General features: G+C 54.1%; 22 protein-coding genes and 1 pseudogene. 14 read left to right on the top strand and 9 right to left on the bottom strand.

Going from position 1 to position 22,589, the window contains the following annotated elements; translation table 11 throughout:
* The first annotated feature begins 88 nt into the window (after positions 1 to 88).
* The 5 genes from Q1L85_RS06290 to Q1L85_RS06270 all read left to right on the top strand — a co-directional run bounded on the left by Q1L85_RS06290 (position 89) and on the right by Q1L85_RS06270 (position 3,497).
* Positions 89 to 1,234, top strand: coding sequence for a fatty acid desaturase (locus Q1L85_RS06290; RefSeq protein ID WP_300424955.1), 1,146 nt, complete (start codon positions 89 to 91; stop codon positions 1,232 to 1,234).
* Between the two features lie 319 nt (positions 1,235 to 1,553).
* The gene (locus Q1L85_RS06285) at positions 1,554 to 2,225 is read left to right on the top strand and encodes an SDR family oxidoreductase (protein ID WP_300424957.1); all 672 of its coding nucleotides are present in this window, start codon (positions 1,554 to 1,556) and stop codon (positions 2,223 to 2,225) included.
* Between the two features lie 11 nt (positions 2,226 to 2,236).
* Complete coding sequence (locus Q1L85_RS06280; protein ID WP_300424958.1) at positions 2,237 to 2,593, top strand: hypothetical protein; 357 nt, start codon at positions 2,237 to 2,239, stop codon at positions 2,591 to 2,593.
* 3 nt (positions 2,594 to 2,596) lie between these two features.
* Positions 2,597 to 3,259: a hypothetical protein gene (locus tag Q1L85_RS06275; protein ID WP_300424959.1), complete on the top strand. Its 663-nt coding sequence runs from the start codon at positions 2,597 to 2,599 to the stop codon at positions 3,257 to 3,259.
* Between the two features lie 22 nt (positions 3,260 to 3,281).
* The gene (locus Q1L85_RS06270) at positions 3,282 to 3,497 is read left to right on the top strand and encodes a hypothetical protein (protein ID WP_300432622.1); all 216 of its coding nucleotides are present in this window, start codon (positions 3,282 to 3,284) and stop codon (positions 3,495 to 3,497) included.
* A gap of 36 nt (positions 3,498 to 3,533) precedes the next feature.
* Here the strand turns inward: Q1L85_RS06270 and Q1L85_RS06265 are convergent, their stop codons facing one another.
* Positions 3,534 to 4,823, bottom strand: a complete 1,290-nt coding sequence (locus Q1L85_RS06265) for a trans-acting enoyl reductase family protein (RefSeq protein WP_300424962.1) — start codon at positions 4,821 to 4,823, stop codon at positions 3,534 to 3,536.
* Positions 4,824 to 4,962: 139 nt separating this feature from the next.
* Between Q1L85_RS06265 and Q1L85_RS06260 the strand changes: the two genes are divergently transcribed.
* The 5 genes from Q1L85_RS06260 to Q1L85_RS06240 are packed head-to-tail and all read left to right on the top strand — an operon-like array spanning position 4,963 to position 8,031.
* The gene (locus Q1L85_RS06260; protein WP_300424964.1) at positions 4,963 to 5,286 is read left to right on the top strand and encodes a metalloregulator ArsR/SmtB family transcription factor; all 324 of its coding nucleotides are present in this window, start codon (positions 4,963 to 4,965) and stop codon (positions 5,284 to 5,286) included.
* 3 nt (positions 5,287 to 5,289) lie between these two features.
* The gene (locus Q1L85_RS06255) at positions 5,290 to 5,775 is read left to right on the top strand and encodes an arsenate reductase ArsC (RefSeq protein WP_300424966.1); all 486 of its coding nucleotides are present in this window, start codon (positions 5,290 to 5,292) and stop codon (positions 5,773 to 5,775) included.
* Positions 5,775 to 6,785 (top strand): ACR3 family arsenite efflux transporter, encoded by a 1,011-nt coding sequence (gene arsB, locus Q1L85_RS06250; protein WP_300424968.1) that lies wholly within the window; start codon positions 5,775 to 5,777, stop codon positions 6,783 to 6,785. The genes Q1L85_RS06255 and arsB overlap by 1 nt, the downstream gene beginning before the upstream one ends.
* Positions 6,778 to 7,278 carry a hypothetical protein gene (locus tag Q1L85_RS06245; protein ID WP_300424970.1) on the top strand — a complete coding sequence of 167 codons (501 nt, stop codon included), beginning with the start codon at positions 6,778 to 6,780 and terminating at the stop codon, positions 7,276 to 7,278. The genes arsB and Q1L85_RS06245 overlap by 8 nt, the downstream gene beginning before the upstream one ends.
* A 6-nt stretch (positions 7,279 to 7,284) precedes the next feature.
* A complete protein-coding gene (locus Q1L85_RS06240; protein WP_300424971.1) occupies positions 7,285 to 8,031 on the top strand; it encodes a DUF599 domain-containing protein in 747 nt (248 codons plus the stop codon).
* 4 nt (positions 8,032 to 8,035) lie between these two features.
* Here Q1L85_RS06240 and putA read toward each other — a convergent pair whose 3' ends face one another.
* Entirely contained in the window at positions 8,036 to 11,200 is a 3,165-nt protein-coding gene (putA, locus tag Q1L85_RS06235) for a bifunctional proline dehydrogenase/L-glutamate gamma-semialdehyde dehydrogenase PutA (RefSeq protein ID WP_300424972.1), read from the bottom strand.
* A gap of 199 nt (positions 11,201 to 11,399) precedes the next feature.
* On the opposite strand from putA, the gene Q1L85_RS06230 reads away from it, so the two are divergent.
* Positions 11,400 to 11,873: an FKBP-type peptidyl-prolyl cis-trans isomerase gene (locus tag Q1L85_RS06230; RefSeq protein ID WP_300424974.1), complete on the top strand. Its 474-nt coding sequence runs from the start codon at positions 11,400 to 11,402 to the stop codon at positions 11,871 to 11,873.
* 21 nt (positions 11,874 to 11,894) lie between these two features.
* Here the strand turns inward: Q1L85_RS06230 and Q1L85_RS06225 are convergent, their stop codons facing one another.
* Together Q1L85_RS06225 and Q1L85_RS06220 are read right to left on the bottom strand one after the other, a co-directional pair.
* Complete coding sequence (locus tag Q1L85_RS06225; RefSeq protein WP_300432617.1) at positions 11,895 to 13,262, bottom strand: DEAD/DEAH box helicase; 1,368 nt, start codon at positions 13,260 to 13,262, stop codon at positions 11,895 to 11,897.
* A gap of 4 nt (positions 13,263 to 13,266) precedes the next feature.
* Positions 13,267 to 13,809 (bottom strand): YaeQ family protein, encoded by a 543-nt coding sequence (locus Q1L85_RS06220; protein WP_300428170.1) that lies wholly within the window; start codon positions 13,807 to 13,809, stop codon positions 13,267 to 13,269.
* A 134-nt stretch (positions 13,810 to 13,943) separates the two neighbouring features.
* Between Q1L85_RS06220 and Q1L85_RS06215 the strand changes: the two genes are divergently transcribed.
* Complete coding sequence (locus Q1L85_RS06215) at positions 13,944 to 14,312, top strand: helix-turn-helix transcriptional regulator (RefSeq protein WP_300428171.1); 369 nt, start codon at positions 13,944 to 13,946, stop codon at positions 14,310 to 14,312.
* Complete coding sequence (locus Q1L85_RS06210) at positions 14,309 to 15,619, top strand: type II toxin-antitoxin system HipA family toxin (protein WP_300428172.1); 1,311 nt, start codon at positions 14,309 to 14,311, stop codon at positions 15,617 to 15,619. The genes Q1L85_RS06215 and Q1L85_RS06210 overlap by 4 nt, the downstream gene beginning before the upstream one ends.
* A 41-nt stretch (positions 15,620 to 15,660) precedes the next feature.
* On the opposite strand, the gene Q1L85_RS06205 is transcribed toward Q1L85_RS06210, so the two are convergent.
* The 5 genes and pseudogenes from Q1L85_RS06205 to Q1L85_RS06190 all read right to left on the bottom strand — a co-directional run bounded on the left by Q1L85_RS06205 (position 15,661) and on the right by Q1L85_RS06190 (position 20,691).
* The gene (locus Q1L85_RS06205) at positions 15,661 to 16,122 is read right to left on the bottom strand and encodes a hypothetical protein (RefSeq protein WP_300428173.1); all 462 of its coding nucleotides are present in this window, start codon (positions 16,120 to 16,122) and stop codon (positions 15,661 to 15,663) included.
* A gap of 44 nt (positions 16,123 to 16,166) precedes the next feature.
* Entirely contained in the window at positions 16,167 to 18,110 is a 1,944-nt protein-coding gene (locus Q1L85_RS06200) for a bifunctional diguanylate cyclase/phosphodiesterase (RefSeq protein ID WP_300428174.1), read from the bottom strand.
* Between the two features lie 82 nt (positions 18,111 to 18,192).
* Positions 18,193 to 18,279, bottom strand: a pseudogene (locus tag Q1L85_RS16730) (DUF2789 family protein); the annotation flags it as partial.
* Positions 18,280 to 18,419: 140 nt separating this feature from the next.
* Positions 18,420 to 19,523: an acyl-CoA desaturase gene (locus tag Q1L85_RS06195; RefSeq protein WP_300428175.1), complete on the bottom strand. Its 1,104-nt coding sequence runs from the start codon at positions 19,521 to 19,523 to the stop codon at positions 18,420 to 18,422.
* A 127-nt stretch (positions 19,524 to 19,650) separates the two neighbouring features.
* Positions 19,651 to 20,691, bottom strand: coding sequence for an AraC family transcriptional regulator (locus Q1L85_RS06190; protein WP_300428176.1), 1,041 nt, complete (start codon positions 20,689 to 20,691; stop codon positions 19,651 to 19,653).
* Positions 20,692 to 20,838: 147 nt separating this feature from the next.
* Here Q1L85_RS06190 and Q1L85_RS06185 point away from each other — a divergent pair, with 147 nt between their 5' ends.
* The gene (locus Q1L85_RS06185) at positions 20,839 to 22,566 is read left to right on the top strand and encodes an AMP-binding protein (RefSeq protein ID WP_300432613.1); all 1,728 of its coding nucleotides are present in this window, start codon (positions 20,839 to 20,841) and stop codon (positions 22,564 to 22,566) included.
* Positions 22,567 to 22,589: the final 23 nt, after the last annotated feature.

Raw genomic sequence — 22,589 nt, 5'->3', positions numbered from 1 at the left:
TCTTTCAGGACATAATCCGGTATCATGTCACTTGATGTAACAAAGACTGGCTAGACTCCCCCTGTCTGATATACGTACAGAGAGAATTATGAGTAAACCTGAACAAAAAGAGCATGCCCCGATTAACTGGGTGGCATCCATCATGTTTCTGATCACCACCCTCGCGGCGGTGACTGTGGTGCCTTGGTACGGCTTCACTTATGGCTACGAAACCTCCGCCTGGGTCGCCTATCTGGTGATCACCTGGCTGACAGGTATGGCCATCACTGGCGGTTACCACCGTCTGTGGTCTCACAACGCTTATGATGCGCACCCACTGCTGCGCGTCTGGTATGCCCTCTGGGGGGCAGCTGCACTCGAGAACACGATCCTGCACTGGTGCTCCGGGCATCGCGTGCATCACCGTCATTGCGACGACGTTGATAAAGACCCTTACTCTGCGAAACGTGGATTCTGGTTTTCTCACATGGGTTGGATGCTGCGCGAATACCCTAGCGGCCGCGTAGACTTCTCTAATGTGAAAAACATCATGAAAGACCCTGTGGTGATGTGGCAATACAAGTACTACGTACCGATTGTGGTCGCCATGAACCTGGGCGTGCCTCTGGCGCTTGGTCTGATTTTCGGTGATGTCCTGGGAATGCTTCTTCTGGCTGGATTCCTGCGTATCGTGACAACGCATCACGTTACTTTCTTTATTAACTCGATTGCACACATGTGGGGTTCTCAACCTTATACCGACGAAAACACCGCACGTGACAACGCGTTCTTTGCGTTTCTGACGCACGGTGAGGGGTATCACAACTACCACCACATCTTCCAGAACGACTATCGCAACGGCATCCGCTGGTATCAGTGGGATCCGACCAAGTGGTTTATTAAAGCCTGCTCCTGGGTTGGCCTGACAAGCAATCTGCGCACGGTGCCTGACTTCAAGATCCGTCGTGCCATGGTCAAAATGCAGTTCAAACGCGCTCAGGAGAAACTCGCTAAGGCTGAGAACAGTGAGAAGTGGACCGAATTGCTCGAAAAAGAATACGAGAAATATCATCAGATGCTGAATGAGTGGGCGGAAGCTCAGTCAGAAAAGCTGGATGAAACCCGTAAGCAGCTGAAAGAGAAGTGGGAACACAACGCCATCCGTCAGCAGTACCATGAGTTGGAAGAGCAGCTGAAAGAACAGAGCCTGCGTCTGAAACAACTGATGGCTGAATATAAAGCCTCAATGGCTTAAGCAATCGTCTGCTTACAAGAGCCGCGCATCGCGCGGCTTTTTTATGGGTTATTATTATACCGTTATCTATTTCGGTTTTCTGGGCCATCGGTAGGGACGATCTACCGTTATCCAGAACGCTGTTGCTGAGCCTGCAAAGAAGGCGTTACTTATTTTCCGTTCCGATTTTTCCTGAAACGCAGAAAGAAATGATCAGAGCCTGCCCGGAATTTTTCAGGGGAGCCTGAATTCTCTGACGTAGAAAGAAGGTACCCAGGGTAGCGACAGGCAGGGGATTCCCGTTAGACTTGCCGCATACTGAGATAAACAGGGCGAAGGTATGGCTAACATCGTAATTACAGGTGCCAATCGTGGCATCGGACTGGCACTGGCGAAGCTCTATGAGGCTCGTGGTGACTCAGTAACGGCGGTTTGCCGGGAGTCCAGTGACGAGATTGAAGAGATTGCTGATCAGGTGCTGTCAGATATTGATGTGACCAATGAAGAACAGCTGCCAGGTATTGCGGTAGTACTCGACAAAATTCTCGATGAACCGATTGATGTTCTGATTAATAACGCTGGTCTGTTTACCAATGAAACTCTGCACGACCTCGACAGTGATCGCATCCGTGCACAGTTTGAAGTCAACGCTATCGCGCCTCTTATGGTCACCCGCGAATTATTACCTCTGATGGCAGAAGGCACAAAAATCGCCAATATCACCAGCCGCATGGGCTCTATCGAAGACAATACCTCTGGTGCTTATTATGGCTACCGGGCGTCAAAGGCAGCGCTGAATGCCATCGGCAAGAGCCTTGCCAATGACCTGAAAGAGCACGGTGTTATGGTTGCTCAGATTCATCCGGGCTTCGTGCAGACGCGCATGGTCGGGTTCAATGGCGATATCTCACCCGAACAGGCTGCCGCAGGTATAGCTGCGCGAATTGATGAGCTGACACTCGAAACCAGTGGCGGCTTCTGGCACTCTAACGGCCAGCAACTTCCCTGGTAAAAGGACTGGGCATGAAACCTCGTATTCTCAAAAAACATCACACCCGTTATCTCGCAGAATTTCTTGTTGAGTGCAGTCAGAATCCTCAGTGGAATTCAAAGCTGCAGCAACTGAATGACGAGAACAAGCTCGATACCGCGATCGACGGTTTTCCCGCAGAGCTGATCGAAGATTTTCCTGAAATTGAGTCGTTGAATCTGCAGTATTGCATTGAGCGCGTTTCACTCGATGAGGTGCCACGTGCAGCAGCCTGTTGGTGGCCGATAGAACAGGATACCCATTTCTATGTGGCGTATCCGGCGGCCTTTCCTGAGACGTCTCTCTATATGGCTGTCGACTTTGACGATCACTCCGGATGTTGTCACTGAGTGATGGCATGGGATTTCCAGCAGCGGCTGCGCGATCAGCGGGACCTGTTTAATCAGGAGCATTCGACGCGGCTTCATCGTGCAATCAGTTGGTGGCGGGCAGCAAATGAGCAGGGCGGCTCTGCCGACCTGCAGTTTATTACGGCCTGGATCAGCCTGAGTTGCTGCTGCCTGACGTCTGATGATGGTGACGACGATTTTCTGCCGTTGATGGAAACACTGGTTCAGCTGGATGAACAACAACAGATCTATCACCTGCTCTGGCATACCTATTCCGGGCCGGTGAAAGCACTTATCAAAAACCCCTTTGTTTACCGTCCTTTCTGGCAGGCCCAGCGGGGGCAGCTGGCAGACTGGCGGGGCAGTTTTGAGCGCTCTTCCGTGGAGGCGCTTAATTGTCTCAGTCGTCGTAAGGTGCCAGAGCTACTGGCCATCACTCTCGACAGGTTGAGTGTGCTCCGCAATCAGGTGATGGGTGGTGGTGCGACCTATGGCAGCTCGGTCAATCGCGATCAGGTTGTTACCGGGGCCGAGCTGCTGATGTCACTGTTGCCTGTTATTTTCGATCTTATGCTGTCACACCCGGAACAGGAGTGGGGTGCGCTCGCTTATCCTGTGATATCTGCGTCAGAACCAAATCGACAAGTACCTGTCTCAGAGGAGTAAGTCACAAACGCGGGAGGCAATGATGGGACGTTCACATAACCGTGACGATCACACTGAACAGCGCCTGCGTCGAATTGAAGCTCAACTCCATGACATTTTACTCTGGCTGGATACCCAGTCTCAGGAAGAACGGGAGCAGATTGCTTTGCGGGAAGTGTTCCGCGAGCTCGAAGCAGAGAAGGAAGAGCTGGCACTGGAGCTTTTTAACGCCGATGCAGCGAATGACAGTGACTGGTGAGTGCTGCTCCGTGAGGAGCAGCACATTTGGGGCTGATCAGGCGGCCTCACCTTTATCGTTATCCCGGGCGGTCATATCTTCAAAGGTCATGCTGGCATTGTTCTGAAGCCGGTCCATAAACACCTCCCCAAATAACGCGCCGGGTGTCCAGAAACCGCCTTTCCCCCAGCGTTTTTTGCCACGGTTGTGGTAGTCCTTGGCCAGACATACGGCCGCTTCCCCGAGCATCTTTGCAGTAAAGCCGTAACCTGGGTCTTTATCACCGGTGACGCGGGTGGAGATGACAGGAGTGCGACCGCCGTCGTAGCCGTAGAAGCGGATATCAAAATAGCCGGCTTCCTGCTCTTTTTCGGAAGGGCCCTGGCCAGGCTTTGGCAGAACGTATTTTTCCAGTAACCAGCGCGTGGGTTTCAGCGCCGCTGCGACGATGAATGCCCCCAGGCCGAAGGTCATGAGTTTCGCCATGCGACGGCCTTTGCTGCCTTTCCCTGTCAGCATGGCTTCGTTGTATTCAAAGCGGTCGCCGTACGATTTATCCAGCAGTGCGTTGGTGCGGTGAACAACGCGCGTATTGATGGCAGCCATAATAAAGGGCATTCCCCAGGCCTGACTGGCGCGGTCATAAAAGGCACCACGGATATCGGGTTGCTGTGCGCGGAAGCCATGGTCTGGAGGGCAGATTGAATAGGGATTGGCCAATTCTTTTTTCAGAGAAGGATTTGCCATGACCTCTTTCGTCAGTTGCAACATGCTGGCGATGGTGCCGCCTGACATTCCGCCTTTCGCTGCTTTTACTCTCATCTCTACACGGTTGACGGGGTGGCCAAGTTTTTCCTGTGCCAACGTCTGCAGAAACTTAACGCCCATGTCGGAAGGAATGGAATCGAAGCCACAGCAATGGACGATTCTGGCTCCTGTTTCCACGGCCCTTGCTTCGTATTTATCCAGCATACGCTTAATCCACTGAGGCTCGCCGGTCAGGTCGCAGTAGTCGATTCCGGCTTCGACGCAGGCTTTTACCATAGGTTCGCCATACAGAGCGTAGGGGCCTACCGTTGAGACGATGACCCGGGTCTGTTCGCACAGGCCTGCAAGGCTGCCCGGATCGCTGGCATCCGCGATGAGAATATCGACATCACCGGCGTGGCGTCCAAGCGCCTTCGCCAACGTACCACGCACCTGTTGCAGTTTACGCTCAGAGCGTCCCGCAATAGCCCATTTGAGATCGTCGTTATAGCCATACTGACTGGCGATGTAGCGGGTCAGAATTCCACCGACAAACGAACTGGCCCCAAAGATGATGACGTCGTACTTTCCACGCGGCATGGTTGCCTCTCCTGAAATTATCAAACCTGCTTACCCTAGCAGTGTTTTATGTCGGTGTTAAAGGGGGGAAGCTGCCGATTAAGATGCATTGTATATATGAAAAAACATATATAAGATGCCTGCATCTACGGAGAGCCTTATGACCCCACTTAATCTGATGAAGTTGCTCGCAGATGACACGCGCCTGAGCTCGGTCATGCTCCTTTTAAATGGCCCCCTGTGCGTTTGTGATCTGATGGAAGCATTGCAGGAGAGCCAACCCAAAGTATCCCGTCATCTGGCACTGCTTCGGGAAGGCGGTCTGGTCGAAAGCGAAAAGCGTGGGCAATGGGTGTATTACTCCCTCGCCCGTGAATTACCCGCATGGGTAATAAAAACCCTGACTCAGCTTCTGCCGGAATGGCGTGCCCAGGCCGGAGCCGCCGCAGAATTACGTAAAGGAGGGCAGCTGAACTGCTGCTGATGTATGTTGAAAATACTGTTTATATGTACTCACAACCGCTGTCGCAGCATTCTCGCCGAAGCCATTGCCCGGCACGTATCAGAAGGTGCGCTGGAGGTACGCAGTGCCGGTAGCCAGCCTGCTGGTCAGGTGTTTCCCGGCACGCTCAGGTACCTTGAGTCGCAGGGGATGTCTGTTGACGGTCTGCAGAGCCAGAGCTGGGATGAACTGGAAAGCTTTGCCCCGGATATCGTAATTACCGTCTGTGATAGCGCTGCTGGTGAAGCCTGCCCGCTGTGGATGGGTGACACCGCACGTGTTCATTGGGGACTGCCGGATCCTTCAAAGCAGCCCGATGAAGCCCTGCAGCAGGAAATGTTCGGGCAACTCGGACAGATGATGCAGCAGCGGCTGACACTGCTTGCAGAAGCGCCTCTTGAGACCTTGCAGGATCGTGATTCACTGGAATCAGCCGTCGGACAATTACTTACCTCCGGGAGGACCTCGTAATGGGGATTTTTGAGCGTTATCTTTCTGTCTGGGTCGGGCTGGCGATTGTCGTTGGACTGGTATCGGGCCTGTTCTTGCCTGATGCATTTTCGTGGATAGCGGGGGCAGAAATTGCCAACGTTAACCTGCCGATTGCGATACTGATCTGGTTGATGATTTATCCGATGATGATGCAGGTCGATTTTTCATCGATCCGTGACGTCACCCGTCAACCGCAGGGGCTGTTTCTTACGCTGGTGATTAACTGGCTGGTGAAGCCCTTTACCATGGCTGCGCTCGGCTGGTTATTTTTCCATTATATTTTTGCCGGTCTTGTTGACCCCCAGACTGCTCAGGAATACATCGCCGGTATGATTCTTCTGGGCGTTGCTCCCTGTACGGCCATGGTGTTCGTATGGAGTCACCTGACCCGGGGGGATGCAAACTATACTTTGCTGCAGGTGTCGGTAAATGATCTGATCATGATCTTTGCCTTCGCGCCGATTGCTGCGCTTCTGCTTGGCGTCTCTGATATTGAAGTTCCCTGGGAAACTCTGCTGATCTCCGTTGTTCTGTATGTGGTTCTGCCACTGATTGCAGGCGTGGTTACCCGCAGTATTCTGGGGGCAAACGGGGTAGAGCAGTTGTCCGCACGGCTGAAGCCATTTTCGATTCTGGGTTTGTTGGCAACGGTGGGGATTCTGTTTGCATTACAGGCCCCGGTTATCGCTCAGAAACCTCAAGACATGCTGCTGATTGCTATTCCTCTGCTGATTCAGACGTATGGGATTTTTGCTATTACTTATTTCATCGCTCTTAAAATGAAACTGCGCCACGACGTTGCAGCTCCCGCCTGTATGATCGGTACCAGTAATTTCTTTGAGCTCGCGGTTGCCGTCGCCATTGCGTTGTTTGGTCTTAATTCAGGTGCGGCGCTGGCCACGGTTGTCGGTGTGCTGGTTGAGGTGCCCGTCATGCTGTCATTGGTGGCTTTTGCTAACCGTACCCGCCACTGGTTTGATCATGCCTGAGACCGGACTGGGAGATCCGCAGGCGATGCTGCGGATCTACCTGAATAACCGGCCTGCCGCGGGCCATTTTTCGTCTCCGGAGACCATCCTCCCATTGGCTGTGGGGGATATTGCGTTTATTGTCGCTGAGACAGGCAATCACTGGCGCAAGATATTTAATGTATTCGCTAAGCTTATGTGGGAGCTGACGCCGCAGCTGGCCGAAGATTATGCCTCCTGGCAGGCATACAGAGACCAGGCTTTGTTGCAGAAAAATTCGCAGGTTGCTCTCTGCTTTGGTTCTCCCGGAGAGGAAAGGGCATCCGGCCAGCGTATTTTTATGGGAAAGCAGTTCGCGACCGACAGCGGATTTTTCTCGACGCCTGGTGCACAATGGCTGGATAATTCGTTCGCAATCAATGACGTGGGCGATATTGTGTCCCCATATTTCGATTACCGTCAGTTATCGGATGAAAAAATCCGGCGGCTGACAGGTATTCTCAACCGGAGCTAAACCCCGATGGAAGAACTGGCAGAGATCGGCTCTCTGAATTTTATCAGCCTCGGCTGGCTGCTTTTCTGTTGGTATGGTTACGCTTCTTTTGCTCATTACCGGGCCAGGCGCTCAGCATCATTGTCGTCGGTGTTGCATGTGCACCGGGTGAACTGGATGCGCCGTATGCTGCAGCGCGAAGTGCGGGTAGGGGATGCGGCCCTGCTCGCCAATATCGAGCGCAATGTTAATTTCTTTGCGTCTTCCTGTGTGCTGATTATCGCGGGTTTACTGACCGCGCTGACAGCGACGGATAAGATCAGTGAAATGCTCAGGACAATTTCGTTTATCGAAGGCGATAACCTGCTTGAACTGGAATTTAAAGTGCTGGTTCTGATCGCTATTTTTATCTATGCGTATTTTACGTTTACCTGGTCAATGCGTCAGTTTGGTTTTGCCTCTGTGCTCGTCGGCGCCGCACCTATGCCGGGCGACGAAACGGTTACCGCCAATGACCGTCGCAGTATGGCGATCTACAGCGCCAAAGTAATTGATCAGGCAAGTCACAGTTATAACAATGGACTGCGGGCGTTCTATTTTTCTATGGCGGTACTCAGTTGGTTTATTTCGCCCTGGGTATTTATGTTTGGCGCAGCCCTGGTAACTGCGGTGCTGTATCACCGCGAATTCAGATCTGGTGCTCTGAAGTCTATGAAAAGAGCAGAAAATGTCGCCGCAAAAATCTTTACGGACGATAAAGACCTGTATCGCTGAGGCGTCAGCCTTTGTTGTCCTGTGAAGCCTTCCTGAGCAGGTCAGCATTGCCGCCAGAGGCGGTCGTATTGACGGTCAGTGTGCGTTCTACGGCAAATCTGCGGACATAATCCGGGCCACCTGCTTTCGGGCCACTGCCTGATTTTCCCATCCCTCCGAATGGCTGAACACCGACAACAGCGCCTATCTGATCGCGATTAACGTAGACATTCCCGACTCTGGCATGGCGCCAGATAAAATCGATGGTCTGAGGGTTGCGGGAGTGAATGCTCAGCGTCAGGCCATAGCCTGTCTCATTGATCTCCTCAATTAACCTTCCGAGCTGAGACGCCTTGTATCGTACGACGTGCATCACTGGACCAAAGTGTTCCTCCTTGAGGTCAGCGATGCTGTCGATGCTGTAGATCACAGGGGTGACAAAGGTCCCTTCCTGAGAGGCAGGCGTTGCCCGGGCGATCAGCGTGCCATGATTCTGTAACCAGCGCAGGTGCGCCTGCAGTCGGTGCTGAGCACGATCCGAAATAACTGGCCCCAGGTCTGTGCTGATGTCCAGTGGGTTGCCTGTCTGAACTTCGTGCATTGCCCCTTTGAGAAGACTGATGACCTTGTCGGCAATATCTTCCTGCAGGCACAGCACCCGGAGTGCAGAGCACCGTTGTCCGGCGCTGGTAAAGGCTGAGCGTATTGCATCCTGTACCAGTTGTTCGGGTAGGGCGGATGAATCTGCGATCATCGCATTCTGCCCCCCGGTTTCAGCAATCAGAGGGATCAGTGGCCCGCCTCTGTGTGCAAGGGTAATCGCAATCTGGCGCGCAGCGTGTTCAGAACCGGTAAAGGCAACGCCTGCAATCCGGCGGTCATTCAGAAAGGCCTCGCCTAATACTGGCCCACGGCCCGGCACACACTGCAGAACATCACGTGGAATGCCCGCTTCCCAGGCCAGCTCAACTACCCGGGCGGCGATCAGAGAGGTGGGTTCAGCCGGTTTGGCAATCACAGTATTACCCGCCGCTATAGCAGCGCTGATCTGACCGAGAAATATCGCGATCGGGAAGTTCCACGGGCTGATACAGAACCAGACGCCCCGGCCCTCGTACAGATAGCTGTTCGCCTCTCCGGTCGGACCGGGAAGAGGGAGCGGAGTCTCGAAACCTTCTTTCGTCTGAGCGCTGTAGTAACGGCAGAAATCGACGGCTTCACGCACTTCGTCGACACCGTCCTGAAGCGTCTTTCCGGCCTCCAGGGCACACAACGCAATCAGTTCAGGTCTGTGATCCTCCAGCAGGTCGGCGAGTGCTTCCAGCCAGCGGCGACGCAAGGGCACAGTTTCAGCGGCGGGACGGATGCGCCAGCGCTCAAAAGCGGCCTGTGCTGCAGAAATGACCGCCCCGGCGTCATCCGGGTTCAGCCACTGCACACTGCCGATTTCCTGACGGATGCTGCACGGTGACACGCAGGTCTGATCGGCCTGCAACGGAGTGATACTGGCAATACTGACCTGGGGGCGTGCCTGCCAGCGACGATGAAGAAACGGACTCATGGAATGAATCAGTGCGTCTCTTTCCTGCGGAATACTGAGGTTGATCCCGCTGGAATTTTTCCGCGGGGCCAGTATGTCCGCCGGTAAGGGAGTGGCCGGATTCATTGAAAAAGCCTTTTCCTGTGCTGAAATCAACGGTGATTTCGTCAGGACGTGCGCCGCTACATTTTCATCCCAGAGATGATGTACAAAGGAGCTGTTGGCCCCGTTCTCAAGCAGGCGGCGCACCAGGTAGGGGAGCAGATCCTGATGCTCGCCGACCGGAGCGTAAACGCGCAGTGGCACCGGCCGTTGTGTCTGACATGCCCGGTACAGCGCCTCTCCCATCCCCTGAAGCCTCTGGAATTCATAGCCATCATCGCGCCCCACGGCATCCGCAAGTTTGATTACCGTACTGATGGTCTGAGCGTTGTGGGTGGCAAACTGAGGGCGTATCCAGTCGCTTTGCAGCATGATCTGAGCACAGACAAGGTATGACAGGTCCGTATGGGCCTTGCGGGTAAATACCGGGTAGGTCTGCTGGCCTTTCTGCTGAGCGCGTTTGATCTCAGTGTCCCAGTAGGCGCCTTTAACCAGTCTCACCGGGATGGCCGTCCCTTCGCTGGTGGCGAGCTGATGTACCCAGGCCAGAACCCCCGTCGCCCGCTTGGAATAAGCCTGAACAGCCAGACCCAGTCCGCCCCAGCCCTGAGCAGCTCCGCGGAAGGCTTTTTCGAACAGGGCCAGCGACAGTTCGAGCCGGTCGGCCTCTTCGGCGTCGATGGTGACCGGGATATCCCTCTCTCTGGCAGCGCTGATAAGCGTGTTAAGGCGCTCGCCCAGCTCTTCAATGACGTGGAGACGACGATTTTCTTCGTATCTGGGGTGAAGTGCCGACAGTTTGATCGACAGGGAGTTCGCGGGCCGCTCGGGATCGTGGTAACGATCAATTTCATCGAGTGCCCGGCGGTAGGCTCTGAGATAACGCTCAGCATCCGATTCTGTGACTGCCGCTTCGCCAAGCATATCGAAGGAATACGACGTCATTGGCTGTGCACTTTTATTGGCGCGGATGACGGCCTGCTCGATGTTTTCCCCGAGTACAAACTGATTACCCATCAGCTGCATCGCCTGTTTCAGTGCCTGGCGGACGAGGGGTTGGCCCGGACGGGTAAGCAGCTGCATTACGTTACTTTTGAGGCGGGCAATGCGACTGCCGACGCTCAGTCCACGGGTGGCGGCATTCACCCATGCCGACGTACTGTGATCAATGTGCTTCTCCCAGTCAGCCAGGCTCATTTCAGCACGGATAAAGGCGTCTCTGGTGGCCGTGTCGGGAATTCGCAACAGCGCTTCGGCCATCACCATCAGCGTCAGCCCTTCTTCGTTATCAAGGCTGTATTCCTGCATAAATTCATCAAACAGAGAAAGCTTCTCGGGGGAATCCCGCAGCTCGCAGATCAGCAGAGCGGCGTCTTTTGAGGCATGTTTGAGCAAGTGAGGTGGCAGGCGTGCAGCAAGCTCCCGTGCCAGTGCGGTTTCGTCGGCGTGATACAGATTCTGTATATGCCTGATCCACTGTCCGCAGTCCCAGTCAGGATGCTCTGCAATCAGAGGGCTCCCTGTCGGGTGAGATAAGAGTTCGGCCATAACCACCTCCTTATCCGTTAATTATGCGCAGACTATGAGGTTTTCGCCTGTCTCTTTACGCCGTTCTGACGGCGTTTGCCCGGATTGACGCTCAGGCTGACGTTGGTTTCTGTCGCAGATCCTCTGAGTCTCAGTCACCCGGGTACTCGCAGAGGGGCGCACTGACTGCCATAATAAGCGCCTGAATTAAGGAGCCTGTATGTTTAATATTATTCTGGTTGCGCTCATTGTGGTGCTGGTTATTTACGCGCTGAAACGCGCGGGAGTAGGGAGCAAAGGCGCGGAAGCGAATATCGCAGAGGGGCGCGCGTTTCTTGAAACAAACCGCGACCGCGAGGAAGTGACCGAAACCTCGACTGGCCTGCAGTATGAGATCATTACCGAGGGCACTGGAGACAAGCATCCTGCGGCGTCATCGCGGGTGACAGTGCATTATCACGGTACGTTGTTGAATGGCAGTGTATTTGATAGTTCGGTACAGCGTAATGAGCCGATTGCGTTTGGTCTGAATCAGGTGATCCCGGGTTGGACGGAGGGCGTTCAGCTGATGACGGAAGGGGCGAAGTACCGCTTCTGGATCCCTGCTGACCTGGGGTATGGCAATCGTAAAGTCGGCACGATTCCGGCGGGTTCTGTGCTGGTATTCGAGGTCGAACTGCTGGGAATCGCCTGATTCCCAGCCCACGTGTGACGGTCAGTCGATCGAACGTCGGGTGACCGGTTTTTTGCGCGAGAACATACTGCCGCCCCGGCCAGCCGGTTCTTTCGTCTGCGCAGGTTTTTCTGACTTTTTCTTTTTGCTGATCGCGCCATTTACCTTGGGTGCGCGTTCCGGCGTCGCATTTTTTTTGCCTTTTGACGGGTGTTTCCGGCTTCGTCCCGGCGTCTTACCCGGTCCGGTTTCCGGCACCCGGTGGTTCGGCACATGACCAATCAGATCTTCACGGGGCAGAACGCGGCCGATCAGGGTTTCGATATCTGTCAGTGTGTCGACCTCATGGGCGGCGATCAGAGAAATCGCAATGCCTTTTTCTCCGGCCCGGCCCGTACGACCGATGCGGTGAATATAGTCCTGCGCAACCGGAGGCAAGTCGTGATTAATGACGGCAGGCAGGTGTTCGATGTCGATGCCACGAGCCGCGACATCGGTTGAAACAAGAATACGCAGTTTTTTCTCGCGGAATGCATCCAGAATACGGTTCCGTTCGGCCTGCGATTTATCCCCGTGCAACACTTCGGCCTGGAGTCCTTCCTGCTGCAGTTGTTCTGTCAGAGCATCCGCACCTTTCTTGGTCTTGGTAAAGACCATGACCTGGGGCCATTTGTTCTCTTTCAGCAGAGTGACGGTGGCGTCTCCTTTGTCCTGGTGATCCACCGGTACCAGCCACTGGCGTACAGCTGTACTGGCGCGGTTGGCATCTTTCTGGCCAAGTTCAATGGCGCCGGGCATCAGCTCAGTGGCGAGTTCCCGGACGGCTTTATCAAACGTGGCAGAGAAAAGCAGGTTCTGGCGGGCGTCCGGCAAGCGCGCCACGATGCGCTTCAGGTCGTCGGCGAAGCCCAGGTCGAGAAGACGATCAGCTTCATCAAGAATCAGACACTGGAGGTAATCAAGCTCAATTCTGTCCTGGGTCATCAGTTCGTACAGACGCCCGGGGGTTGCCACGACAATGTCGGCTCCCTGCTGAAGTTTTTCGTTCACTTCGCGTGGGTTCTGTCCGCCGCAGGCGAGCAGGCAGCGCTGGCCTGTGTTTCTGCCGTAGTCACGGAATACCCCAATCAGCTGTTGCGCGAGTTCGCGGGTGGGGGCAATCAGCAGTACCCGAGGGAATATATATCCTTCTTCGTCTTCCGGGCGGGGGTGGTAGCCGAGCAGCTCCAGCACAGGCAGCATAAATGCCGCGGTTTTCCCGGTACCGGTCGGCGCAGCCGCCATCAGGTTTTTGCCTTCCAGAATATGCGGAATGGCCGCTTCCTGAATGGGGGTGGGTGTGCGGTAGCCCAGTTTTTCAATGCGTTGCAGAATCGCAGAGTCCTGCAGCAGATGTCTGAATCCACTCATGTGCTTATGCCTCCGGCAGCAGTTCGGGGGTTATTTCGATGCTGCTCTCTTCATTACCCAGCCAGAGAGTACCATCCTGAATTGTTGCCTGCAGGCGCATTGTTCTGGCAGCCATGTCTGTCAGTTGGGCGACCAGCTTTTCATCCAGCCGGAATACGCGGAGCCCGGAGAGCTGACGGCAGCGCTGAGCATTCTGCTGCCACCAGATATCGAATGCGTGACCGTGATAACCGTACAGGATGACCGCACCTGCACGACCGCAGGCTTTCCTCAGGCGCTTCTCGTCGGGATTACCCAGCTCGATCCAGAGGTCAATATCACCGTTGTAATTGTGTTCCCAGAGATCAGGTTCGTCATCCGTACTGAGACCTTTACTGAATTCCAGACGCTTAGTGGCATTCAATGCAAACACAGCAATGCGCAGCATCATACGTTCAAGGGTTTCTGAAGGGTGCTGTGCAATGGTGAGGGCATGGGTGTGGTAGTAGCCCCGGTCCATGTCTGAAATGGTCAGCTCTGCCTTATAAATCGTGGCTTTCAGTGCCATGTCCGGTCTCCGGCGAAAACAGGGTACTGTACTGGTTTCTTAGACCATCGCAAGAATAATTTTCACGATAATAAAATATCGTTTATGATATTTGTTGTGGTTTTTAATTGTTAATTGATCTCAGGTGATCTTTTATGAGTTTTCATCTCCTCTCCGATCAGAAGATTCTTGAAGCCTTGGCCCATCGTTTCCGGGCGCTACGCCTGGAGCGGAATATCACCCAGAGCCAGCTCGCCGCAGATGCGGGGATAGGCGTTGCGACCCTGCGACGCTTCGAGCGGGGAGAGGGAAACCTGAGTCTCCTCAATATGATTGCGCTGATGAAGGCGCTCGACTGTATTGCACAGCTTGAACATTTTCTGGAACAGCCGGGCGACAGTCCGATGCAGACTCTGCGAAGTCAGGGCAGCGGCTATCTGGCAGAGCCACAGCAGCGTCAGCGGGCGTCCGGAGAGCGTTCCAGAACCGATGAAACCGGTTGGGAGTGGGGGGATGACGCGTGATTTCTCTTGCCGAAGTAAGGCTGTGGGGAAAGCTGATTGGCGCAGTTCAGTGGAATGCGGAGCGGCGGCTCGGTGTCTTCGAATACGAACCCGGTTTTCTACGCTCCGGAATACAGCTGGCGCCGCTTCAGATGCCCCTGCGCCCGGGGACATTTGCCTTTCCCGAGCTTAACTATCAGTCATTTCATGGGTTGCCCGGCATGCTGGCAGATGCACTGCCGGATAAGTTCGGCAACCTCCTGATCGACCAGTGGCTGGTGGCCAATGGCCGCTCACCAGAAGATTTTAATCCCGTTGAACGCCTCCTCTATATGGGGCAGAGGGGGATGGGAGCGCTGGAGTTTGCACCGGCCTCGAGGCGCGCCGCTCCCGTCAGTGAGTCACTGGAACTGGCAGAGCTTGTCAGCCTTGCAAACCGGGCACTGGCTCAGAAAAAGAACCTGGCGACGGCCATTCACAGCGGTGCCGAAGATCAACATGCTTTGCAGCAGATTATTTCGGTTGGCACATCGGCGGGTGGCGCGCGGGCCAAAGCCGTGGTGGCCTGGAACCCGGAGACAGGGGAAGTCCGCTCCGGTCAGCTGGATGCCAGTGAAGGGTTTCGCCATTATCTGCTGAAGTTTGATGGTGTGGATGGTAACTCAGACAAAGAGCTGGCCGACCCCCAGGGATTTACGCGGATTGAATACGCCTACTATCTGATGGCAACCGCCGCAGGCATTACCATGATGCCGTCTCATTTACTGGAAGAAAATGGCCGTGCGCACTTTATGACTGAGCGCTTCGACAGAGAGGGCGGGGCGGGTCGTCTGCACATGCAGACGCTGTGTGGACTGGCGCACTACGATTTTAATCAGGCGGGTGGCTATTCATACGAGCAGTGTTTTCGTGTGATCCGGCAGCTGGAGCCCGATAACGTGAGGGCGACCCTGGAGCAGCAGTATTTACGGATGCTGTTTAACCTGATGAGTCGCAATCAGGATGATCATACGAAGAATATCGCGTTTTTGATGGATAAACGTGGCCTGTGGCGCTTATCCCCCGCTTACGATGTGACATTTGCCTGGAATCCAGAGGGGTTGTGGACGTCACAGCATCAGATGTCGGTGAACGGCAGACGTGATCATTTTACGATGTCGGATCTCCTTGCGGCGGCAGCAGCGGCGGATGTGCGTGAACACCGGGCGTATGAGTTAGTCGCGCAGGTCAGAGGGGCGCTGGAGCGCTGGTCTGAGTACGCCGATGCTGCGGGTGTGCCCTCCGACTGGGCACAACGGATTGAAGCGGGCTTCAGATTATTTAAGTAATCTTATCTGATCTCTTATTATTAGTTTTTTCTTTTTAGTGATCATTTATTGTCTTCAGCCCAGGCGGTCAGCATCAGTCGGACGCGTTCGTCGCAGGGCAGGTGTTGGAAGCCGGTATCCATCAGCCATTCATTCAGGTCTCTCTGACTGGACAGCTCATCACCAAAATGACCGGTTTCAAGGGTGACGTCCCGGCCGCAGGCCTCATAGAGGCGTTCGAACAGAAGATCGGTCCGGCTTGTGTCTTCGCAGAAAAGGAAAGGCTGCTCCAGGTCGTTTTCCAGTTCGCGGATGACAGACCAGCTGGTTTCTCCCCGCTGATACAGGGTGTCCTGATTGATCCCGTGAATGTCTTCCAGAGCGTAGTCCCAGTCTTCCCAGTCATCTTCGGGCTGAATCAGCGTCGTTTTGATGGTTCCGTCGGCCAGAGACCACGCAATAGCCACAGGGTGAGCAGTATCTTCGTAGGAACTGGCGTCAACGGCGACGAAATGAGGGTACATAGATCGATGGCTCCGGCATCTGACTGAGTAAACTGGCTGGCAATTTACTCAGGAGTCAGGCTGTTGGCAATTGTTGAAGGGATCATATCGTCCGGATGCAGATACAGAGTCGCCTGTTCGGCATTAACGGGATGGCCGTAGTAATAGCCCTGAGCCAGATCACAGCCGTTACGGATGAGAAAATCTGCCTGTTCGGCATTTTCGATGCCTTCGGCGACAATCAGCATATCCAGGTTTTTGCCCAGGGTAATGATGGAGGCAGCGATCGCCTGATCGGCACTGCTCCAGCTCAGATCTTTGACAAAGGTGCGATCAATTTTGATGGCGTTGACCGGCAGGTTTTTCAGGTAATTCAGTGAAGAAAAACCGGTACCGAAGTCGTCGAGGTAAATAAATATCCCCTGATCACGGAAATACTCAAGAACGTGCCGCGCGTGAGTCAGGTCCTGCATCAGCAGACTTTCAGTAATTTCGATGGAAATCAGCGATTCCGGGACCTTCAGTTCCCGGATGATATGCATGATTTCATGATGAAAGTTGGGAATCAGAAACTGACGCGGCGAGATATTCACGCTGATGTTGGCGTGGTATCCCTGATCGTACCAGGCCTTGGCCTGCAGACACGCCTGCTCAAGAATCCAGTAACCGATACGTCCGATCATTCCGGTGTCTTCGGCGATATGAATAAAGCTCTCAGGCGAGACAAATTCACCGTTGGATTTGGGCCAGCGTAGAAGCGCTTCAAAACTGTGCAGGTGGCCGGTTTTCAGGTTGCCTGAAATATCATGCAGACAGACCTTAGGCTGGTAATAAAGCTCGAGATGGTTTTTCTCAAGGGCGCGGCGCAGGTTTGTCTCCAGCGACATACGCTGCACTGCCATACGCTCCATGGCGGGCGTAAAAAAGTGGAAACAGTTTTTGCCGTTGGCTTTCGCCCGGTACATCGCAATATCTGCATCACGCATAAGAATGCCGACTTCTTCGCCGTCTGTCGGGTACATGGCAATGCCGATTGAGGCGCCAATCACAAACTCGCGTCGTTCCAGTCGAATAGGATCGGCGAGGGTTTTCAGCAGGTCTTCAGCCAGTCCGAGAATTTCCTGATGGTCGTGAATGTGGTTAAAAATAACGACAAATTCGTCTCCGCCCACGCGGGCGAGCGTATCTTCAGGGCGCATTACGTCTTTCAGGCGTTTCGCTACCTGAATCAGCAGGTCATCGCCACTGTTGTGCCCGAGGCTGTCGTTGATGGTTTTGAATCCATCCAGATCAAGGTAGCAGAGGGCGAAACGGTGATGTCCCTGCTGGGCGTTATCAATGGCATTCAGGAGACGCTCCTGAAGCTGAACCCGGTTAGGCAGTCCCGTCAGGCTATCGTGAAATGCCTGAAAACTGATGGTCGCTTCTTTCTGGCGGACTTCGGTAATGTCACGGAGCATCCAGATATAGCCCGCAGCTTCATGGTGTGTCGCGTAGATTTCGACCCAGGTGCCATCATGGTACTCGAATACCTCAAACGCGCTGCTTCCGGGCTCTTTCAGGGCTTTTAGCTGAGCACTCAGTCTGGCTCTGTCTTTGACCAGCGATTTGCTGTTTTTCATCAGGCTGACGGCGTCCATTTCAGCAATCCGCTGCTGAGTCAGCCTCATCAGTTCAAGGTAGCGGTGGTTATAGGCAATAGGAATATCGTCGTGACCCACCACCAGAACGCCCTCATTTGACGAATTAAGGGTGGCGTTGAGTACTTCGTATGATTGCGCCAGACGCTGCTGCGCTGTGCGCTGCGCTTCCAGATTACGACTGAGTACGACGTTTCTCTCCATCAGGGTTTTTGCCCCCAGCTCGAGAGATCGCTTCAGATCATGGCGCTCCATGTCATAAGCGCGGTAGCTCAGGTCGACTGCCTGAATAAAGTGCTCGAGAGCTTCGCGAAGCTCCGGGGTGTCACTCAGATAGAGTGATAATTGCTGTTCCAGCCGTGGGTGCATAACCGATTGCGCGTCCTGTCTTATAAACAACCGCTCTCTGGTATTACAGATGCACTTCGCAGATGTCAGTGAAACCTGATATCTACGTCGTGTTCAGCATACTGTTGAACGTATCTATGACGGGTGCCCAGTCGGCGTCTTCTGTTATCGCTTCCTGCAGAAAAGACTTCTGGGCATCCGAAAAATTTCAGCTCTGCATAAAGTCGCGATATCCGGGTCGCCGGATGGCGGGCTGAGCCGATGAAACAGATAGTTGAGGCGAGGTGCTGCGTTTTCTGCAGCCCACCTCATGTATCGTTTTAAGCCAGTTTAACAGGTCTGTTGATCATTAGGCGACCCGATAAGTTCCTCTTCTGGTCGTGCCATGGCCCGCATATGTCGGTAATGTCCACGAATTGCAGCCCAGAGCGTCGGGTAGCTACGAATCTGATAGCCCATGGCTTCTGCGCGCGCAGACACCAGAGGGTGCAGATCCGGGTAATGCACATGACTGATCCTGGGAAACAGGTGATGCTCTGCCTGAAAGTTCAGGCCGCCCAACGCCCAGGTGAGAAAGCGGTTATCTGTGGCAAAGTCTACGGTCGTACGCATCTGGTGAACGGCCCATTCATCTTCCATGGTGCCGTGTTCATCAGGGCGCGGGAACTCCGCTTTATCCACGACATGCGCCAGCTGGAAGACCACAGCAAACAGGAAGCCCAGGAAGGCATGCATGATCAGAAAGCCGGTGAGGGCGGCTTCACCACCCAGTACCGTGGCAGGCAGTAACAGATAAATGATCAGATACACCGCTTTGGATGCCCAGAACTCTACGTGGTCTGCCAGACGCATACGGTGGCTGTATTTACGGTGCGCTATCTTCTGGCTGTGATAGGCCTTGAAGTCGAGGGCGAAAAACCAGAACAGGCTGGTGATCAGGTACAGGCCCCAGACATAGAAGTGTTGATAGCGATGAAAGAATCTGTGTTTCTGGTGTGGGCTCATACGGAACAGCCCCAGCGCATCAATATCTTCGTCCGCTTCATCGACATTCGTGAATGCGTGGTGATTGCGGTTGTGCTTCTGCGCCCAGTAGTAGCGGTTGCTGCCGATGAGGTTAAAAGTCAGTGCCATCAGACGGTTCAGGCGGCGGGAACGGCTGAAGGACTCGTGCGCACCATCGTGCATGATATTAAAGCCCACAAGAGCCGTCGCAATACCGTGGAGCGCCCACGCCAGCAGTTGCCAGCCCTCAGGAAGAGCATACACCGCGAGGTAGGTGCCAACGTAGAGGAGGCCGATAATAAGGGCCTTACGGAAAAGCGTATGGTTTCCGGATTTTTTCTGACCACTGTCACGGAAGTGCTGGTTAACTGCCGCTGACAGCTCCTGATACACGGGGCGTTTCCCGCTCTGGAAATGAATATTCGTCATTGTCTTTATTCTGTTCTTATTATCGTGTCACGGTGAGAGGTGACATCTGGTTATATTAGACAAAAAGCGTCCTGAGTATAGCGTTGTTATACAGGTGTTTGGCAACTCGCGCACCCGCTAATGTGAATCAGACCACAGATTTTGTCATTTTCCGGAACGCCAGTGGCGTGACTCCGACCCAGCGCCGGAAGGCGCGGACGAAGTTAGAAGTGTCCGTATAAGAGAGTTCCCCTGCGATCTCTTCAATCTTAAGTTGTGTGGCGGATAACAGGTGGCAGGCATACTCTTTTCTGACTTCGTCTGTGAGTTGGCGCAGACTGGTGTTTAACTGGGCCAGTTGACGGTTAAGCGTGCGTGGGCTGACCTCCAGGCGCCGGGCGATGTCCTGCAAAGACAGCGTGTGCCCATATTGCTGAAGCTGATGGCGTACACGTGAGGCCAGGTCCAGGGCTTCGGGAGTGGTGGCGGCAAGCAGTCGTTCACACTCCTGTTCAGCGATCAGACGGGCGACGCCGTTGGCGGTAGATACCGGGATCGTCAGCAGGTCGTCTGACAGCACCAGCTGATAGTGCTCCTGATGAAAGTGCACCTCGCAGTCGAGCAGGTTACGGTAATAGTGTTCCGGTTGCTGCGGCGCTTCCTGAAGGCAGATACTGACGTCATCACTCAGCTCTTCCCGGGTAAGAAATCGGGCAATTGTCAGGAAGGTGACCAGAATGTTGTGCGCAATATAAGGAAAGCTGCGGGGCAGGGCTTTTCGTCGCAGAACCTGGATGATGGCCTTGCCGTCCTGGTGCACGAACCGGATATCAGCCAGGCCCGTGCGGGTGGCAGCGTAACGGATGGCCAGGGAGAGACCATGTCCGAGACTGTCACTGGCCATCACCGCAAATCCCAGAAAACCGTGAGTCGCAATGCTCATCCGCCGACCGTGTTCAAACCCCAGCAGAGGGTCTGCTGTCAATGTCACAGCATTGTGGAAAATCTGGTCGTACTGGGTTGCCGAAATGGCCCGTCCAGGGGTGCTGAGTGCGCGTGGCATAAGCCCTGTACCTTGTACTAGTTGCGCACTGCTGATACCTTGTTGCGCCAGAAATTCCAGCAGAGGGCCGAGGTACTCGTGAGAGATGGCCGCAGAAGTCCCGTCTGCCGTGGTGTGAGGCTGCATATTCTCTCCTGTTTATACCGGATACCCGGATAAATAGTGTGGCGATAAATGACCAGAATCATGTCACGAATTCCACTTCCGCTCAAACACCCTTTCAGGGATAGTTCGGGCGGTCAGAAAAAGAACATTTGTTAGGGGGTTTTTAATATGGATGCGTCATTCTGGGACGGTAAACGTGCACCCGGTATTGCCGACACGATCAACACCAATGAGTACGACTCAGTAGTTGAAGTTATCGACAGCGCGTTTGAGCGTTATGCCGACCGCAAAGCGTTTACCAGCGTAGGTTACACTCTGACTTATCGCGAAATTGATGAGTACAGCGCGGCGTTCGCTTCCTACCTCCAGAATCACACCACCCTGAAGCCGGGTGACCGTGTGGCTGTCCAGATGCCTAACATCATGCAGTGCCCGATTGCGGTATATGGTGTTCTGCGTGCGGGTATGATCCTGGTTAACACCAACCCTCTCTACACCGAGCGTGAGATGTTGCATCAGTTCAATGACTCGGGTGCGAAGGCGCTGGTGTGCATGGACATGTTTGCCAAGTCAGTGCAGAACATCCTGCCGGAAACCGGTCTGAAGCACGTGATCGTGACCAGCCTGGCCGACATGCTGCCATTCCCTAAGCGTCAGCTGATCAACGCTGCGGCTAAGTACATTAAAAAGATGATTCCGGATTACTCGCTGCCGACCGCAGTGCGTTTCCGTAAGGCACTGAGCCTGGGGAAATCATCCGGTGCGTACGCTAAGAACCACATCACTGGCCACAACAGCACTATCGTACTGCAGTACACTGGTGGTACCACCGGTGTTGCTAAAGGCGCCGAGCTGACCAACCTCAACCTGATTGCTAACATGCTTCAGGCACGTACCAACATGGCTCAGGTGGACGACAGCGGTAAGCCACTGAAGCCTGTAGATGGCGCAACTGTGGTTGCTCCGCTGCCGCTTTACCACATCTACTCCTTTACTGTTCACCTGATGGCCATGCTGGATTCGGGCGACCACAGTATCCTGATCGCGAACCCACGTGATCCTGGTATGTTCATTAAGATGATCTCTGGTCATCAGCTGGACGGTTTTGTCGGTCTGAACACTCTCTTTGTGGGCCTGCTGAATCACCCTAAATTCAAAGAGCTGGATTTCTCTCACCTGAACCTGACGCTGTCTGGCGGTACCGCTCTGATGGAAGACACTGCTAAGCGCTGGAAAGATCTTACCGGTTGTGGCATCTCCGAAGGCTATGGTCTGACTGAGTGCTCACCTATCGTTGCGGTTAACCCAGCTGGTGGCCTGGAGCGTCTGGGTACTGTGGGTCAGGCAGTACCGGGTACTGCACTGAAGTGTATCGACGATCAGGGCAACGAAGTGCCGCAGGGCGATCGTGGAGAGCTGTGTGTGAAAGGCCCTCAGGTCATGAAAGGTTACTGGAACCGTCCGGAAGCCACTGCCGATTCCTTCACGGCTGATGGCGAGTGGTTGAAGACCGGTGACGTTGCCGTCATTGATGACGATGGTTTCGTCAAGATCGTTGACCGTATCAAAGATATGATTCTGGTTTCTGGTTTTAACGTGTACCCGAACGAAATTGAAGAAGTAGTCGCAAACCACCCTGCAGTTGAAAACTGTGCAGCGATCGGTGTACCGGACGCGAAGAGCGGTGAAGCAGTGAAGCTCTTCATTATTTCATCGGATCCGAATCTGACGGTTGAAGACATCAAGGCACACTGCCGTGAAAACCTGACCGGTTATAAGCAGCCTAAGTACATTGAATTCCGTACTGAGCTGCCGATGACTCCAGTCGGCAAGATCCTGCGTCGTGAACTGAAAGACGAAGAAGCAGCAAAGCGCAAAGAAGCTGAGCCTGCCTGATTGATCTGAGTCAGTAGTTAACC

This window comes from uncultured Thalassolituus sp. (assembly GCF_950066645.1).
Classification (GTDB): domain Bacteria; phylum Pseudomonadota; class Gammaproteobacteria; order Pseudomonadales; family Oceanobacteraceae; genus Thalassolituus.
Note: the sequence above shows the minus strand (reverse complement) of the source record. Positions and strands in the feature narration are given on the sequence as shown.